The organism is Acinetobacter lwoffii (genome assembly GCF_019343495.1).
In the GTDB taxonomy this organism is placed as follows: Bacteria; Pseudomonadota; Gammaproteobacteria; order Pseudomonadales; family Moraxellaceae; genus Acinetobacter; species Acinetobacter lwoffii_P.
This window is the reverse complement of sequence record NZ_CP072549.1, coordinates 1,186,538-1,200,210: the sequence shown is the minus strand read 5'-3', so window position 1 is coordinate 1,200,210 and position 13,673 is coordinate 1,186,538. Positions and strand designations below refer to the sequence as shown.

The 13,673-nt window shown below is 43.7% G+C and carries 13 protein-coding genes and 2 tRNA genes; 9 read left to right on the top strand and 6 right to left on the bottom strand.

Annotated features, from left to right (window positions below):
• Nucleotides 1-79 precede the first annotated feature (79 nt).
• The 4 genes from J7649_RS05670 to J7649_RS05655 all read right to left on the bottom strand — a co-directional run bounded on the left by J7649_RS05670 (nucleotide 80) and on the right by J7649_RS05655 (nucleotide 1,923).
• Nucleotides 80-155 (bottom strand) — tRNA-Asn (locus tag J7649_RS05670).
• Between the two features lie 5 nt (nucleotides 156-160).
• Nucleotides 161-236: transfer RNA gene (locus tag J7649_RS05665), tRNA-Asn, on the bottom strand.
• Between the two features lie 148 nt (nucleotides 237-384).
• On the bottom strand, nucleotides 385-1,011 hold the full coding sequence (locus J7649_RS05660) for a superoxide dismutase (protein WP_004646486.1): 627 nt from the start codon (nucleotides 1,009-1,011) through the stop codon (nucleotides 385-387).
• Between the two features lie 153 nt (nucleotides 1,012-1,164).
• Nucleotides 1,165-1,923, bottom strand: a complete 759-nt coding sequence (locus J7649_RS05655) for a Nif3-like dinuclear metal center hexameric protein (RefSeq protein ID WP_219309763.1) — start codon at nucleotides 1,921-1,923, stop codon at nucleotides 1,165-1,167.
• Nucleotides 1,924-2,093: 170 nt separating this feature from the next.
• Here J7649_RS05655 and J7649_RS05650 point away from each other — a divergent pair, with 170 nt between their 5' ends.
• The 9 genes from J7649_RS05650 to J7649_RS05610 all read left to right on the top strand — a co-directional run bounded on the left by J7649_RS05650 (nucleotide 2,094) and on the right by J7649_RS05610 (nucleotide 10,099).
• On the top strand, nucleotides 2,094-3,275 hold the full coding sequence (locus tag J7649_RS05650) for a S1C family serine protease (protein WP_044112775.1): 1,182 nt from the start codon (nucleotides 2,094-2,096) through the stop codon (nucleotides 3,273-3,275).
• Nucleotides 3,276-3,412: 137 nt separating this feature from the next.
• A complete protein-coding gene (locus tag J7649_RS05645; RefSeq protein ID WP_004730148.1) occupies nucleotides 3,413-3,670 on the top strand; it encodes a hypothetical protein in 258 nt (85 codons plus the stop codon).
• Between the two features lie 80 nt (nucleotides 3,671-3,750).
• Complete coding sequence (gene rutD, locus J7649_RS05640; protein ID WP_219309762.1) at nucleotides 3,751-4,542, top strand: pyrimidine utilization protein D; 792 nt, start codon at nucleotides 3,751-3,753, stop codon at nucleotides 4,540-4,542.
• Nucleotides 4,543-4,879: 337 nt separating this feature from the next.
• Entirely contained in the window at nucleotides 4,880-5,986 is a 1,107-nt protein-coding gene (gene rutA / locus J7649_RS05635) for a pyrimidine utilization protein A (protein ID WP_219309761.1), read from the top strand.
• Nucleotides 5,983-6,744, top strand: a complete 762-nt coding sequence (gene rutB / locus J7649_RS05630; protein WP_219309760.1) for a pyrimidine utilization protein B — start codon at nucleotides 5,983-5,985, stop codon at nucleotides 6,742-6,744. The genes rutA and rutB overlap by 4 nt, the downstream gene beginning before the upstream one ends.
• A 33-nt stretch (nucleotides 6,745-6,777) precedes the next feature.
• Complete coding sequence (rutC, locus tag J7649_RS05625) at nucleotides 6,778-7,158, top strand: pyrimidine utilization protein C (protein WP_064095517.1); 381 nt, start codon at nucleotides 6,778-6,780, stop codon at nucleotides 7,156-7,158.
• 79 nt (nucleotides 7,159-7,237) lie between these two features.
• The gene (gene rutF, locus J7649_RS05620) at nucleotides 7,238-7,819 is read left to right on the top strand and encodes an NADH-dependent FMN reductase RutF (RefSeq protein WP_219309758.1); all 582 of its coding nucleotides are present in this window, start codon (nucleotides 7,238-7,240) and stop codon (nucleotides 7,817-7,819) included.
• Nucleotides 7,820-7,852: 33 nt separating this feature from the next.
• Nucleotides 7,853-9,208, top strand: coding sequence for a pyrimidine utilization transport protein G (rutG, locus tag J7649_RS05615; protein WP_219309755.1), 1,356 nt, complete (start codon nucleotides 7,853-7,855; stop codon nucleotides 9,206-9,208).
• 51 nt (nucleotides 9,209-9,259) lie between these two features.
• Complete coding sequence (locus tag J7649_RS05610; protein WP_267461085.1) at nucleotides 9,260-10,099, top strand: NAD(P)-dependent oxidoreductase; 840 nt, start codon at nucleotides 9,260-9,262, stop codon at nucleotides 10,097-10,099.
• A 184-nt stretch (nucleotides 10,100-10,283) separates the two neighbouring features.
• Here J7649_RS05610 and J7649_RS05605 read toward each other — a convergent pair whose 3' ends face one another.
• Nucleotides 10,284-10,676, bottom strand: a complete 393-nt coding sequence (locus J7649_RS05605) for a carboxymuconolactone decarboxylase family protein (RefSeq protein WP_219309751.1) — start codon at nucleotides 10,674-10,676, stop codon at nucleotides 10,284-10,286.
• A 169-nt stretch (nucleotides 10,677-10,845) separates the two neighbouring features.
• On the bottom strand, nucleotides 10,846-13,350 hold the full coding sequence (locus J7649_RS05600; protein ID WP_219309750.1) for an acyl-CoA dehydrogenase: 2,505 nt from the start codon (nucleotides 13,348-13,350) through the stop codon (nucleotides 10,846-10,848).
• Nucleotides 13,351-13,673: the final 323 nt, after the last annotated feature.

Sequence of the window (13,673 nt, the reverse complement as noted above, 5' to 3'; positions counted from 1 at the left end):
ATAAATCAATATGATCTCAATTTAAAAAATACAGCTATAAAAAAACCCACTTCGCAATGAGTGGGTTTCTTCAGAATCTTGGCTCTTCCACCTGGGCTCGAACCAGGGACCTGCGGATTAACAGTCCGTCGCTCTACCGACTGAGCTATGGAAGAATATATGGCTCTCCAACCTGGGCTCGAACCAGGGACCTGCGGATTAACAGTCCGTCGCTCTACCGACTGAGCTATTGGAGAATCTGATCGGCATTTTAGGGATGAATAACCAGGTCGTCAATCAATTAATGTAAAGAAATGAATTGTTTGCTTCATAAATATTCATTTAGAGCCTAAAAATAAAAAAATCACCCGAAATGGGTGATTTTTTTAGCAAAGAAATAAAAAATTATTTCTCAACACCTGCAGGTTGACCTGCATATTTCGCATTTGCATAATCCCAGTTTACTAGGCTTTCTAGGAAAGTAGAGATGTACTTAGGACGAGCATTACGGAAATCGATGTAGTAAGCGTGTTCCCAAACGTCAATCGTCAACACTGCAATTTTACCGTGCGCCATTGGCGTATCAGCATTTGAAGTTTTCATGATTGAAAGCTGACCGTTTACTTCGTCAGCCACTAACCAAGCCCAACCTGAACCAAATTGAGTAGTTGCAGCAGCAGCAAATTCTTCAGCAAATTTTTCATAAGAACCGAATGCTTCGTCAATTTTCGCAGCCAAAGTACCAGTTGCTTTACCGCCGCCGTTTTTAGCCATACAGTTCCAGTAGAACGTGTGGTTCCAAACTTGAGCCGCGTTATTGAAAACACCCGCTTTAGAAGCATCACCAGCAGTTGCTGTAATAATTTCTTCTAGAGTTTTGCCTTCAAGCTCAGTACCAGCGATCAGGTTATTCAGGTTAACCACATACGTATTGTGGTGTTTGTCGTGATGGTATTCTAAAGTTTCTTTGCTGATGTGTGGAGCAAGATCTTCGTAGCCATAAGGTAATGCTGGTAAAGTAATGGTTGTCATGTTTTCAATTCCTTGCATTTTGCTGGGTTTTAACAATAAGTGGCTTTATTGTAATAGATAATCGGGCAGAAATGGGCATCGTGTATAAATAACAATACAGAATAAAGCCTGAAAATATATGAATAAAGCCACTGATCATAAACGTCAGTCGAATTAAATCGGATTGTTTAATTCGAAATAATCATACTCAATATTAAACTGTTCTGAAATAGCCTTGGCCAGGCGTTGCACACCGTATTTTTCAGTCGCATGATGGCCACAGGCATAATAATGCACATTCAGTTCCTGAGCTTCATAAAAGGTCCGTTCAGACACTTCGCCCGAAATATAGGCATCACAGTTCTGTAGTGCCGCTTTTTGAATATAATCCTGCGCACCGCCGGTACAGAAACCGACTTTATGGATTTGAGTTTTGTCTGCAGGCAGATGAATCGCATCAAAGCCCAGCTTTTCTGAAACATAATTTTTAAAATCTTCCGGACTCATTGGCTGTTTTAAATAGCCAATATTGCCAATCGGACGTTTTTCACTCGGATCCAGCTGTTCGATATTTTCGAGTTCTAATAAATCCGCAATGGTAGCATTATTTCCCAGAGTTGGATGACTGTCTAAAGGTAGGTGATAGCCAACCAGTGAAATATCATTTTGAATCATGGTTTTAATGCGTTTACCACGCATTCCCGTAATTGGGTAGGCTTCTCCTTTCCAGAAATAGCCATGATGAACCAGCAATAAATCTGCGCCTTGCTCAATTGCAGCTTCAATGGCACTCTGGGAAGCAGTCACAGCACAGAGGATTTTATTCACCTCGGATTTGCCTTCAATCTGCAAGCCATTCGGTGCATAGTCCTTAAATTCATGTGCTGCCAAAGTTTGGTCACACCATTGAATAATATCGTTCAAATTCGCCATAAAATTCCTGTAAGTTTAAAAACTTGCCCATATTTATCTATAGGTCTAATTGTAACTAAAGCTGCACAAATCTCTGTGGAATTTTTTGTGTTTAGTTATGTATTTCGCATTACAATAGGACACAAATTACTTAGTCATCAACGAATTAAAATATTTTAGAGGATAGCAACGTGCGCCGCACCTTTACATGGTTACCCTGGGTGTTACTGATTTTAGTCATTATCGGTTTTTTGGGGTGGCAACAACTACAAAAACCAAAGGCACCAGTTGCGCCAGATGGTGTCAAAATGCCTGCTGAAAAAGTAGAGCCGTTGATTGATACGTCGCGCTCAGGAGGCGTGGTCTCCTATAGTGCTGCTGTAAAAGTGGCAGCACCCGCTGTCGTGAATATTTTTACTACCCAAAAAGTCAAGCAACAGGCGCATCCTTTACTGACCGATCCGGTATTTCGTGAATTCTTTGGCGATCAGTTGCCTGACCAGTATGGACAAAGCCCGAATGAAAACAGTTTAGGTTCGGGTGTAATTGTACGTCCAGACGGTTATATCCTGACCAATAACCACGTGATTGCGCAGGCCGATCAGATTGTAGTGGCTTTGCAGGATGGACGTCGTGCTGAAGCCAAGGTGGTCGGAACTGATCCGGATACCGATCTGGCCGTGATCAAGATTGAACTGACACAATTGCCAGTTCTGCCATTTAAACTCAGTGGCAATGAAGTCGGTGATGTGGTTCTGGCGATTGGTAATCCTTTTGGTGTTGGGCAAACCGTGACGCAGGGGATTATCTCGGCAACGGGCCGTTCAGACTTGGGTATTAATACCTATGAAGACTTTGTGCAGACTGATGCTGCAATTAACCCGGGTAACTCGGGTGGTGCGCTGATTGATGTCGCCGGTAATTTAATTGGTGTGAATACTGCAATCTTCTCGCAGTCTGGTGGTTCACTGGGGATTGGTTTTGCCATTCCGGCCAAAATCTGTCAGCAGGTGATGAATGCCATTTTGAAAGATGGCCGTGTGGTTCGTGGCTGGTTAGGGATCAGCTTATTACCTGCAGAGCGTGATGATGTCCTGCAACCCAAAGAAAAAGGTGTGACGGTCGCAGAAGTGCTACCGGATGGACCTGCTGCCAAGGCTGGAATCCAGCGTGGCGATAAGATTATGAAAGTAAATGAGGAAGAGATTAGTTCTGCCTCACATCTGATTAATTTTGTGGCCTTGCAAAAGCCAAACAGTACCATTCAGATTGAAATTGAGCGGGCAGGAAGAACCATGATCCTAGAGGTTGTGGTGACTGAACGTAAGGCACAAAACAGTGCTTCACAATATATTCCTCTGCCAGGCCAATAAGTTTGATTAAAAAAAATCCCTCATGATGAGGGATTTTTTTTATACTTTCTTTCAGCATGTTCTGATACAAAAGTGAAATATTAAGCGTTTTATAAATCATTTAGCTTAGTGAAATAACATTAAAAGAGAAAATAAAAATGAATTTTATGACGGCAGATCAGGCCAAAATTTTATCTAATGTTGCTAACCTGAATATTGAAATGTATAAGCCACGTCTGGCGCAACTGATTGAAGATAATGCCCGGCAAGGCAATACAGCGGTACTGACAGTTTTTCCCAAACATCTGCCTTTGGAAGATATCCGTGCCTTGTCTGCCGAGTTAACAGATCTGGGTTATAACGTACGTTTTGAAGTACAAGAATTTTATTACAGCTTTAATGTCTACTGGCTGTAATTTTAACAGTTGTTCAAAAAAGGTCCTGTTTAGGCATATATTTTGCTGCGTTCATCTCATATTTAAACTATGAGAAATTTATGTCTTTATTTATTAATCATGCAGCACAGGCAGATGCACCTTATGTGGTGCTTTCGTCCGGACTGGGCGGACATGCCAGTTTCTGGAATCCTCAAATTAGAGTTTTACAGCAGCATTTTCATGTGGTTACTTATGACCAGGAAGGCTGTCATTCAGATTCTGGACTCTTGCCCACGCCTTATTCGATCGACCATATGGCCGGCCAGATTCTGGATTTATTGATCAATGATGGCATTCGAGAGTTTCATTTTATCGGGCATGCGTTGGGCGGACATATCGGCATGCAACTGGCGACCTATCAGGCTGAAAGAAAGTTTAAGCTGCTCAGTTTGACCATGTTAAATGCTTGGGGAGAGCTGGATGCTCATACTCAGAAGTGTTTCGAAGCCCGGACTTCGTTATTGCTCAATAGCGGGGCAGAGGCATATGTGAGAGCACAGGCTTTATTTCTTTATCCGCCGCAGTGGATTTCAACCCATATTGATCAGTTAACCGAAGCAGAAAATAAGCAGCTCCTTGACTTTCCACCGATCAAAAATGTTCTGGCACGCCTACAAGCCGTGCAGACTTTTAAACTAAACACAGAACATCAACAGGCACTCAAAGATATTCCTATACATCTGCTTGCCAATCAGAATGATTTCCTGGTGCCATATCAACGTTCACAACAACTTCAGCAATTATTACCGCAGAGTCAGCTCAGTCTGTTTGCAACAGGAGCGCATGCTTCTACAGTGACTGAAACCGCCCAGATCAACCAAAGCATGCTGCAATTTTTAAAATCAGCCTGATATTCTCAGCAAGTAATTTTATTTGCTCAAGCCAGAACCTGTTTCTGGCTTTTTATTTTTTCTAATGAATCATTTTTATAGTTTTTACTCAAAATATGATTCTTCCTAAAAGCGATGATGATCAATTTTAATGCACCTGAATGAAACACGATGAGCAAAATTGATTCAGGGGTGGAAATCATTATTTTACTAAAAATTCAAAAATATAAATATTAAGTATTTGAAAATAAATAACTAAAAATAATTGGCACGCGGTTTGCAATATTTTAAACATAAATAAAAAACCTGAATTGGCAACAGGATTTTGAATATTGGTTAAAAATAATGAGGTGTGAAAATGAAAATAGGTGTCTTCTGTCCAATTGGAAACAACGGCTGGTTACTCTCTGAAAATGCACCACAGTACATGCCGACTTTTGAGTTAAATAAACAAATCGTACAGCGTGCTGAACACTATGGTTTCGATTTCGCACTCTCCATGATCAAGCTGCGTGGCTTTGGTGGCAAGACTGAATTCTGGGAGCATAACCTGGAAACTTTTACCCTGATGGCGGGTCTCGCAGCGGTGACCAGCAAAATTCAAATTTATGCAACGGCAGCCACTTTGGTCATGCCACCGGCAATTGTGGCACGTATGGCGTCTACCATTGATTCTATTTCTAATGGCCGTTTTGGTCTAAATGTGGTGACTGGCTGGCAGCCTCCTGAATATACCCAGATGGGCATGTGGCCAGGCAATGAATATTTTGGCAAGCGCTATGAATATCTGTCTGAATATGTACAAATTTTGCGTGAGCTTTGGGCAAATGGAAAATCCGACTTTAAAGGTGAGCATTTCCAGATGGAAGACTGTCGTGTCAGCCCTCGCCCGCAAGCAGACATGAAAATCATCTGTGCTGGTCAGTCTGATGCCGGTCTGGAGTTTTCTGCGCAATATGCTGACTACAACTTCGTGTTTGGTAAAGGGCTGAATACACCGACCGCTTATGCAGAAATTAATGATCGCCTAAAAGAAAAAACAGATGTGACGGGTCGTGATGTACAGACTTATGTGCTGTTTATGGTCATCGCGGCAGAAACTGATGAAGAAGCTCAAGTGAAATGGCAACACTATAACGATGGCGCAGATATGGAAGCGATTAACTGGTTGATGAATCAGGGCGGGAAAGACACGACTTCCGGTGCAGATACCAATATCCGTCAAATGGCGTCTAGCGTATCTCCAGTGAATATCAATATGGGAACCTTGGTAGGTTCTTATGAAAATGTGGCACGAATGTTGGATGAAATTGGCGAGATCAAGGGCACTGAAGGTGTGTTGCTGACCTTTGATGATTTCGTTCAGGGTGTAGAAGATTTCGGTCAGAAAATCCAGCCATTGATGAAATGCCGTGACCATATTGTGATTGAGGGTGAAGCACCTGTACTGGAGAAAAGCGCATGAGTGAATCAGTGGTAAGGGCCGGTTTCACAGAAAAAATCGGCACTGGAAAAACGCTTAAAGCTGAACCTGAAGCAATCTGCCTTGCACCAGAACAGACTGCCCTGATTGTGATTGACATGCAGAATGCCTATACCTCGCAGGGCGGCTATCTGGATCTGGCGGGTTTTGATGTCTCAAAGACCAAACCCGTAGTCGAAAACATTAAAAAGGCAGTCGATGCTGCGCATGCGGCCGGTATTCAGGTTATCTATTTTAAAAATGGCTGGGATGCGGAATATAAGGAAGCAGGTGGTACGGATTCTCCAAATTTCCATAAATCCAATGCCTTAAAGACCATGCGCAAACGTCCCGAATTACAGGGGCAATTACTGGCCAAAGGGGGCTGGGACTTTGAACTGATTGATGAGTTACAGCCACTGCCACAAGATCTGGTCATTGAAAAACCTCGCTATAGCGGTTTCTTTAATACCGCACTGGACAGCATGTTGAGTGTTCGTGGCATCCGTAACCTAATTTTTGTCGGAATTGCCACCAATGTCTGCGTGGAATCAACCCTGCGTGATGGTTTCTTTCTGGAATATTTCGGTGTGGCGCTAGCGGATGCTTGCCATCAGGCCGGTCCAGTCGAAGCCCACGAAGCCAGTCTGTACAACATCAAGACCTTCTTTGGCTGGGTGTCAGATACCGCAAATTTTGTCGAAACCTTTCAAAAAGAAAGTGAATCACTTAAAGAAACTAAATTGGCTGAAAGTGCCTAAAGAATTAAAGATCAGGATTAAGGAAAAAACAGTATGCCTAAAGAAGTCATTATTCCAGCAGGAACTTCAAAACCGTTAGCGCCATTTGTACCGGCAACCAAGGCAGACAATATTGTGTATGTATCCGGTACATTGGCCTTTGATGAAAATAATAATGTGGTGCATGTCGGTGATGCCGCAGCACAGACCCGTCATATTCTGGAAACCATCAAGCGTGTGATTGAAGAAGCAGGCGGCAGTATGGATGACGTGACCTTTAACCATGTCTTTGTCAAAGACTGGGCAGATTATGCTGCGATTAATGCAGTTTATGCAGAATATTTCCCGGGAGATAAACCGGCACGTTATTGCGTACAGACAGGTTTGGTCAAACCTGATGCGCTGGTCGAAATTGCTTCGATTGCCCATGTATAAGCCGATCCACCTGATTCAATCTCATCTATATCAGCCCTAAGTCTGTCACTAAAAACTGACTTGGGGCGGGGAGAACAGCATGAATGCCAAATTGTCTAAAATCATCACGGAAGCGGTTGCAGAGAATAATGCATCAAATAAGGTTTTAAAGACTGAAACCGCAGCTGAAGTATTGCCCCAGGTCGATCAGCAGATTTTCCGTCAGGGCATGTCCAATCTGGGGGCTGCAGTCAATGTCATTACCACGCAAGGTGAGGCAGGACAGGCAGGATTTACTGCCTCAGCTGTATGTAGCGTGACGGATACACCACCAACGTTGCTGGTGTGTCTGAACCGTTCTGCTTCAGTTTATGAAACCTTTAAAAAGAATCAGGTGTTGTGTGTGAATACCTTGGTATCACATCAACAACATCTATCCAATCTGTTTGGTGGAAAAACACCAATGGCAGAGCGTTTCAGTCAGGGGAACTGGAAAACTTTGGTGACCCAGTCACCTGTACTTGAGGATGCCTTGGTCAGTTTTGACTGCGAGGTGGTCCAATGTTTATCCGTAGGCAGTCATGACGTGCTGTTCTGTGAAGTGAAAGCCATGTGCCAGCGTCAAGGCAATGCGCTGATGTACTTCAACCGTTCTTACTGTGAGCCACACAAAATGTGCTAAATCAATTCAGTCCTAATCAAGGAGGGGAAGCCCATGCAAGAAAAAGAATCGTGGTTTCCAAAATTTAAGCCTTACCAAGGCAATATCGATACAACACCAGTTCAAACAGATGAATATCTGCCTGCTGGAAAAAGTATTATTCTCGGGTTGCAGCATGTGTTTGCCATGTTTGGCGCAACCGTGCTGGCACCCTTATTAATGGGGTTTGATCCCAATCTCACGATTTTCATTACTGGGATTGGGACCATTTTATTTTTCCTGATCACGGGCGGTCGATTGCCAAGTTATCTGGGATCCAGTTTTGCCTTCATTGGCGCCGTGGTGGCAGTGACCGGCTATTCAGGAGTAGGCGCGAATCCCAATATTGCGCTTGCACTTGGCGGAACCATTGCCTGCGGTATTGTTTATGCCTTGATTGGTTTGCTGGTCATGAAAACCGGTACCGCATGGATTGAAAAGCTGATGCCACCCGTGGTCACGGGCGTCATCGTGATGATTATCGGCCTAAATCTGGCACCTGTCGCGATCAAAAGTGTTTCAGCCAACCAGTTTGACTCTTGGATGGCGCTAGTCACCATTATCTGTATCAGTGTGATTGCTGTCTTTACCCGAGGAATGGTACGCCGTTTACTGCTGTTATTAGGCCTACTGTCTTCCTACCTGATTTATTTCCTCTTCACTAATGTGATGGGCTTCGGACCTGCGATTGATTTCAGCAAAGTCAGTGAAGCAGCATGGTTTGGTCTGCCAAATTTCCAGAGTCCAGTCTTTGAAATGAATGCGATGCTGATGATTGCACCAGTGGCCATTATTCTGGTTGCGGAAAATCTGGGACACTTTAAAGCGGTATCCGCGATGACTGGTAAAAATCTGTCGCCGTATATGGGACGCGGTTTCTTTGCAGATGGGGTTTGTACTTCATTATCCGCTTCTGTCGGCGGTACCGGGATGACGACTTATGCTGAAAATATCGGTGTGATGGCAGTCACCAAAGTGTATGCAACCACCGTGTTTATCTTTGCCGGGATCTTCGCTATTTTGCTGGGCCTTTCACCTAAATTTGGCGCGGTGATCAGTACCATTCCAGTAGCTTTATTGGGTGGCGCATCGATTGTGGTCTTCGGGTTGATTACCGTGGCGGGTGCCAAAATCTGGGTGGATAACCATGTTGATTTTACCAAGAACAGTACCCTGATTATTGGGGCGGTGTGTCTGATTATGGGGACAGGTAATTATAGCTTGCAGATTGGTGGTTTCGATTTGGGTGGTATCGGTACTGCGACTTTGGCTGCGATTTTGTTGAACCTGTTCCTAAATCGTGGTGAAGATAAAGAATTGCCTGAACCTGCATCGACCGCAACAGAAGTTGAGGTTAAGCCAGTCGCTTAATATAAGGAGTATTTTTTGAGTCATACAGTTGCATTTTTAGGACTTGGGGCAATGGGCTGGCATATGGCCTCCCATTTGCCAAAACTCGGACATCCGGTTTGGGTCTGGAACCGGACTGAACAGAAAGCGCTAGATCATGCTCAATCTTTCAGGACTCTGGCAGTGGGTATTGAACAGGCGGTTCAGGCAGATTTTATCTTTTCCTGTTTGCCGACCAGTCAGGATGTGGAAGCATTAATTGAGGCACATCCACCCAAGCAAGGTGCAATCTGGATTGACTGTACCAGCGGTGTGCCGGAATTGGCGCAAAAACTGGCAAACCTACTGGAGCAACAGGGAAGTTATTATCTGGATGCTCCGGTATCTGGTCAGACCATTGGTGCAGAAAAGGGTACTTTAACCGTGATGGTGGGAGGAAATGAATCCGCCTTTGAACAAGCCAAACCGATCATTGCTGCTTTTGCTGGGTTGATTGAGTATGTGGGGGAAAGTGGTTCCGGTTTTGCAGTGAAAGCCGTTAACAATACTTTGATGGCGACTCATTTATGGGCACTGGCTGAAGGCTTAACTGTACTGAAAGGGCAGGGAGTTGATTTAAGCAGTGCGTTGAACTGTATTAATCATTCCAGTGGTAAAAGCAGCATGTCGGAAAATATCATGGCGCAGCGTGTACTGAGCCGTGAGTTTCATAAAACTTTTGCGCTGGATTTATTGCAGAAAGATATTGGTATTGCTTTAGAACTGGTGCAACAGCAGCAACTGGATTTATCAGTGATGTCATTGGTGCAGCAACAGTTCCAGCAGATTGCCAAGCCACAGGCCAGCCAACTGGATTTCTCCGCTGCGGTGCAAGGCTTAGAACAACGTACGCAGATTGAATTAAGGGGATAAAGTTTTTATTAAAACTTGCTATTAAGAGAGATAATTAATTTTCACTTAAGTTCATCTCAGTAGATTTCTTTATCAAAAATATTAAAATCCGGGAATTTAAAAATTCCCGGATTTTTATTTCAATTACTCAAAATAGCCTAAGCTAATTTTAATATGACAAACTCAAACAATTTAAATAAATATCTTAATTTTGTTGATTCGTCTTATATTCCTGAATCACTTCAAGTGCAGCACGAAAGGCTTCCTGAGTCGCTGGTGCGCCGCAGTAAGGCAGGCTATGCAGCAGCACTTCCTGAATTTCCTCAACCGTTGCACCGTTATTTAGGGCACCTCGCACATGGCCTTTCAGTTCAGTGGGACTTTTTTGAGCAGTCAGAAATGCAATGGTAATTAAGGAGCGATATTTACGTGGTAATACACCTTCACGTTGCCAGGTCGAACCCCAGGCATGTTCATTAATCCAGTCCTGTAATGGTTGGCTAAAAGGCACGGTATTTTCCTGAGCACGTTTTACAAAGCTTTCACCCATCACTTCAGTACGGACTTTCAGGCCATTTTCATAATCTTGTTGTGACATTGTTTACCCTCAATTTTTTATAGAGTTAGATTAGTACTTTTAATCTGAAATACCATCGTGCAATAGTCGTAAAAAAAGTGGCTGAAAAGCCACTTTTAAAGCTTCCAGAGTAAAGTAATAAAATGACTTCACTCTGGAATTTTTATGACACCTTAAATTCAAGTTTTATTTAAGGTGATACTGAGTGTGAAGGATCAGTTTGCACTGAAGTATCCGTTCCTTTGGCATCTTCCTTGATGAGATACGGATTCTCAAGCTCTAATACCTCCTGCAAATGCAGATCAAATACATCGGTCAACATGCTGTCATAACGACGCGCATTGTAGTGCAGCAATTTTTCTGCTTCCTCATCATTAATAAAACCATGTAGCTGTGCATCTGCCACATGCTCTGCAAAGCTTAAACCCTTGAACTGGTCTTTATTTTCTGCTTTTTTAAAGCGATCCCACAGCTGTTCAATGTCCAGCAACATGATGAAAGTAGATTCCATACGGCCGGTGACATCATTTTCATGAGTATTGTAATAGACATGCTTTTTCAAGACCTGACGGAATGCATTGTCTTCCATCATGCTATTTGCAACCTGCTGTTTCAGCTGGTCTGATGGTTTCTGTACTGGACGGCCAAATGGGAAACATAACAGTTTGACCATGCTTGCTGCTGTACCTACCGGGAAGTTGGCAAACAGATCAAAAAATGCTTCTTGCGCCGTATACAGAGATTTTTCTACCGCAAGCTGTGCATGCAAACGCTCATCTTCAGTCTTTTTGCTATGCTCAAAATATTTCAGAATTGAGGAAGCAATAAACAGATGTGCATGAATATCGGCCAGACGACCCGAAAGCATTTCCTTACGTTTGATATCCCCTGCGAGTAATCCTAGACACATATCCGCAGTTAAAGCAAAGTTGGCACTCAGCCGGTTAATGATCTTGTAATAAGGACGGGTAAAGTCAACAGCACTTTGCGGCGCAGCATTGGAGCCACCTGTAAAGGCATAGGCAAAGGAGCGAGCAGTCCGGTTAAAGGTGTAACCCAAATGCTTAAACAGCAAGTTATCAAAAGGATTTAGAGCCGCTGCCGGATCTTCTGTTTGTAAGAGCTGTAATTCTTCATAAAGATAAGGATGGCAACGCATTGAACCCTGACCGAAAATCATCAGGGAACGACTAAGAATATTGGCGCCTTCAACCGTAATGGAGACTGGAATTGCCTGATAATAAGGCGCCAGAAAGTTACGCGGACCCATCTGAATGGCGCGGCCACCGACCACATCCATACCGTGATTGACCACTTTACGCATGCCTTCTGTCGCATAATATTTGGCAATCGCTGTCATTACGGCAGGCTTGCCACCCTGATTCAGACCACAGGTGACCAGATAACGCAAGGCTTCCAGCATATAGGTGTCACTGGCGATTTCACTGGTGGCTTCCTGAACACCCTCAAACTTACCAACTGAAATCTTGAATTGCTGACGAATACGAGAGAAAGCACCCACATTTAAATAAGTCATTTCTGAAGTAGAAGTAGACAGCGCTGGTAGGGAGATGCCACGACCGACTGCCAAACATTCCATCAGCATACGCCAGCCTTTGCCGGCATTTTTGACGCCACCAATAATCCAGTCCAGAGGAATAAACACATCTTTACCTTCAACCGTACCATTCATGAATGGTGGTCCGGGGTTATGCCGTGGTCCCACTATTACGCCTTCATGACTGGCAGGGAGCAGGGCACAGGTAATGCCGTATTCAGTCTGTTCACCCAGAAGATGATCAGGGTCATACATTTTAAAGGCCAGACCCACCACTGTCGCAATTGGTGCCAAAGTAATCCAGCGTTTGGAAAAATTCATTCTCAGGCCTAAGACTTCCTGACCTTCAAACTGGCCATAGCAGACCACGCCCGTATCAGGAATCGCACCGGCATCGGAGCCGGCTTCCGGACTGGTCAAACCGAAACAGGGAATTTCTTCGCCTCGCGCCAGACCCGGCAGATAACGGTCTTTCTGTTCTTCGGTACCATAATGCAGTAACAGCTCGCCTGGTCCGAGTGAGTTCGGTACCATACAACTCACGGCTGTGGTCAGAGATCGCGAAGCAATCTTGCTCATCACCCGACTTTGGGCAAAGGAGCTAAAGGCACGACCGCCGTATTCTTTGGGAATAATCAGGCCCAAGAAACCATGTTCCTTAATATATTGCCAGACATGATCAGGCAGCGCTTTTTGCTCATGAATTTCCCATTCATCCAGCATGCTGCACAAGGTTTCAACTTCATTGTCCAGAAAGGCCTGTTCTTCTAGCGACAGCTTTGGATAAGGATAACTGTTAAAGGTTTCCCAATTCGGTGCACCCATAAACAGCTCTTTTTCCCACCAGCTGGTTCCGGAATCCAGTGCTTCGCGTTCTGTCGGACTGATACTCGGCATGGCATTTGCCAGTGCTTTATAGGCCGGTTTGGAAATAAACGACATACGTAAAGGGTCGATCATCACTACAAGGCTAATTAGGATCAGCGGAATTCCTAGAATCAGCGACCATGGACTAATAAAAGCGCAGACAATTGACACGATGATCAGCGCAATTGCACCCGCGCTACGGGAGAGCTGAAAATAGAAAACGGCCCATAAACTGAGTAATAGCAGTAGTACAGCAAATATAAATAGCATTGTTATAGTTCTCCAGATTTATACAACGCTGCCTATACGGGGATCTCATAGAATTTTTGTCACAGTTCATTCATTTTTTTGTCGCTTGAGGATCGGACAGGTTCAGCATTGCACGTGTGAGAATGATCGTTTTCAAGTCTTACAACGATATTTTTAAATCTTTCATCTATTTCTGAGATTGTTTGAAAAATGCTCATTCTTCAAGTGAGAACGCGCAAAGAAATGTGAAGATAAGTAATGACTTAATCTTATCTAAAATAAAAAATAGGGTTTAACACTCAGTAAAGATTTAAATTGAAGAGATAAAAAAGCCCTCTACAAGA

Coding starts and splice junctions, on each gene's coding strand:
- J7649_RS05660 (WP_004646486.1), bottom strand. CDS start 1,011: ATGACAACCATTACTTTACCAGCATTACCTTATGGCTACGAAGATCTT.
- J7649_RS05655 (WP_219309763.1), bottom strand. CDS start 1,923: ATGGCGAATTTGAACGATATTATTCAATGGTGTGACCAAACTTTGGCA.
- J7649_RS05645 (WP_004730148.1), top strand. CDS start 3,413: ATGAATTTTATGACGGCAGATCAGGCCAAAATTTTATCTAATGTTGCT.
- rutD (WP_219309762.1), top strand. CDS start 3,751: ATGTCTTTATTTATTAATCATGCAGCACAGGCAGATGCACCTTATGTG.
- rutA (WP_219309761.1), top strand. CDS start 4,880: ATGAAAATAGGTGTCTTCTGTCCAATTGGAAACAACGGCTGGTTACTC.
- rutB (WP_219309760.1), top strand. CDS start 5,983: ATGAGTGAATCAGTGGTAAGGGCCGGTTTCACAGAAAAAATCGGCACT.
- rutC (WP_064095517.1), top strand. CDS start 6,778: ATGCCTAAAGAAGTCATTATTCCAGCAGGAACTTCAAAACCGTTAGCG.
- rutF (WP_219309758.1), top strand. CDS start 7,238: ATGAATGCCAAATTGTCTAAAATCATCACGGAAGCGGTTGCAGAGAAT.
- rutG (WP_219309755.1), top strand. CDS start 7,853: ATGCAAGAAAAAGAATCGTGGTTTCCAAAATTTAAGCCTTACCAAGGC.
- J7649_RS05610 (WP_267461085.1), top strand. CDS start 9,260: ATGGGCTGGCATATGGCCTCCCATTTGCCAAAACTCGGACATCCGGTT.
- J7649_RS05605 (WP_219309751.1), bottom strand. CDS start 10,676: ATGTCACAACAAGATTATGAAAATGGCCTGAAAGTCCGTACTGAAGTG.
- J7649_RS05600 (WP_219309750.1), bottom strand. CDS start 13,350: ATGCTATTTATATTTGCTGTACTACTGCTATTACTCAGTTTATGGGCC.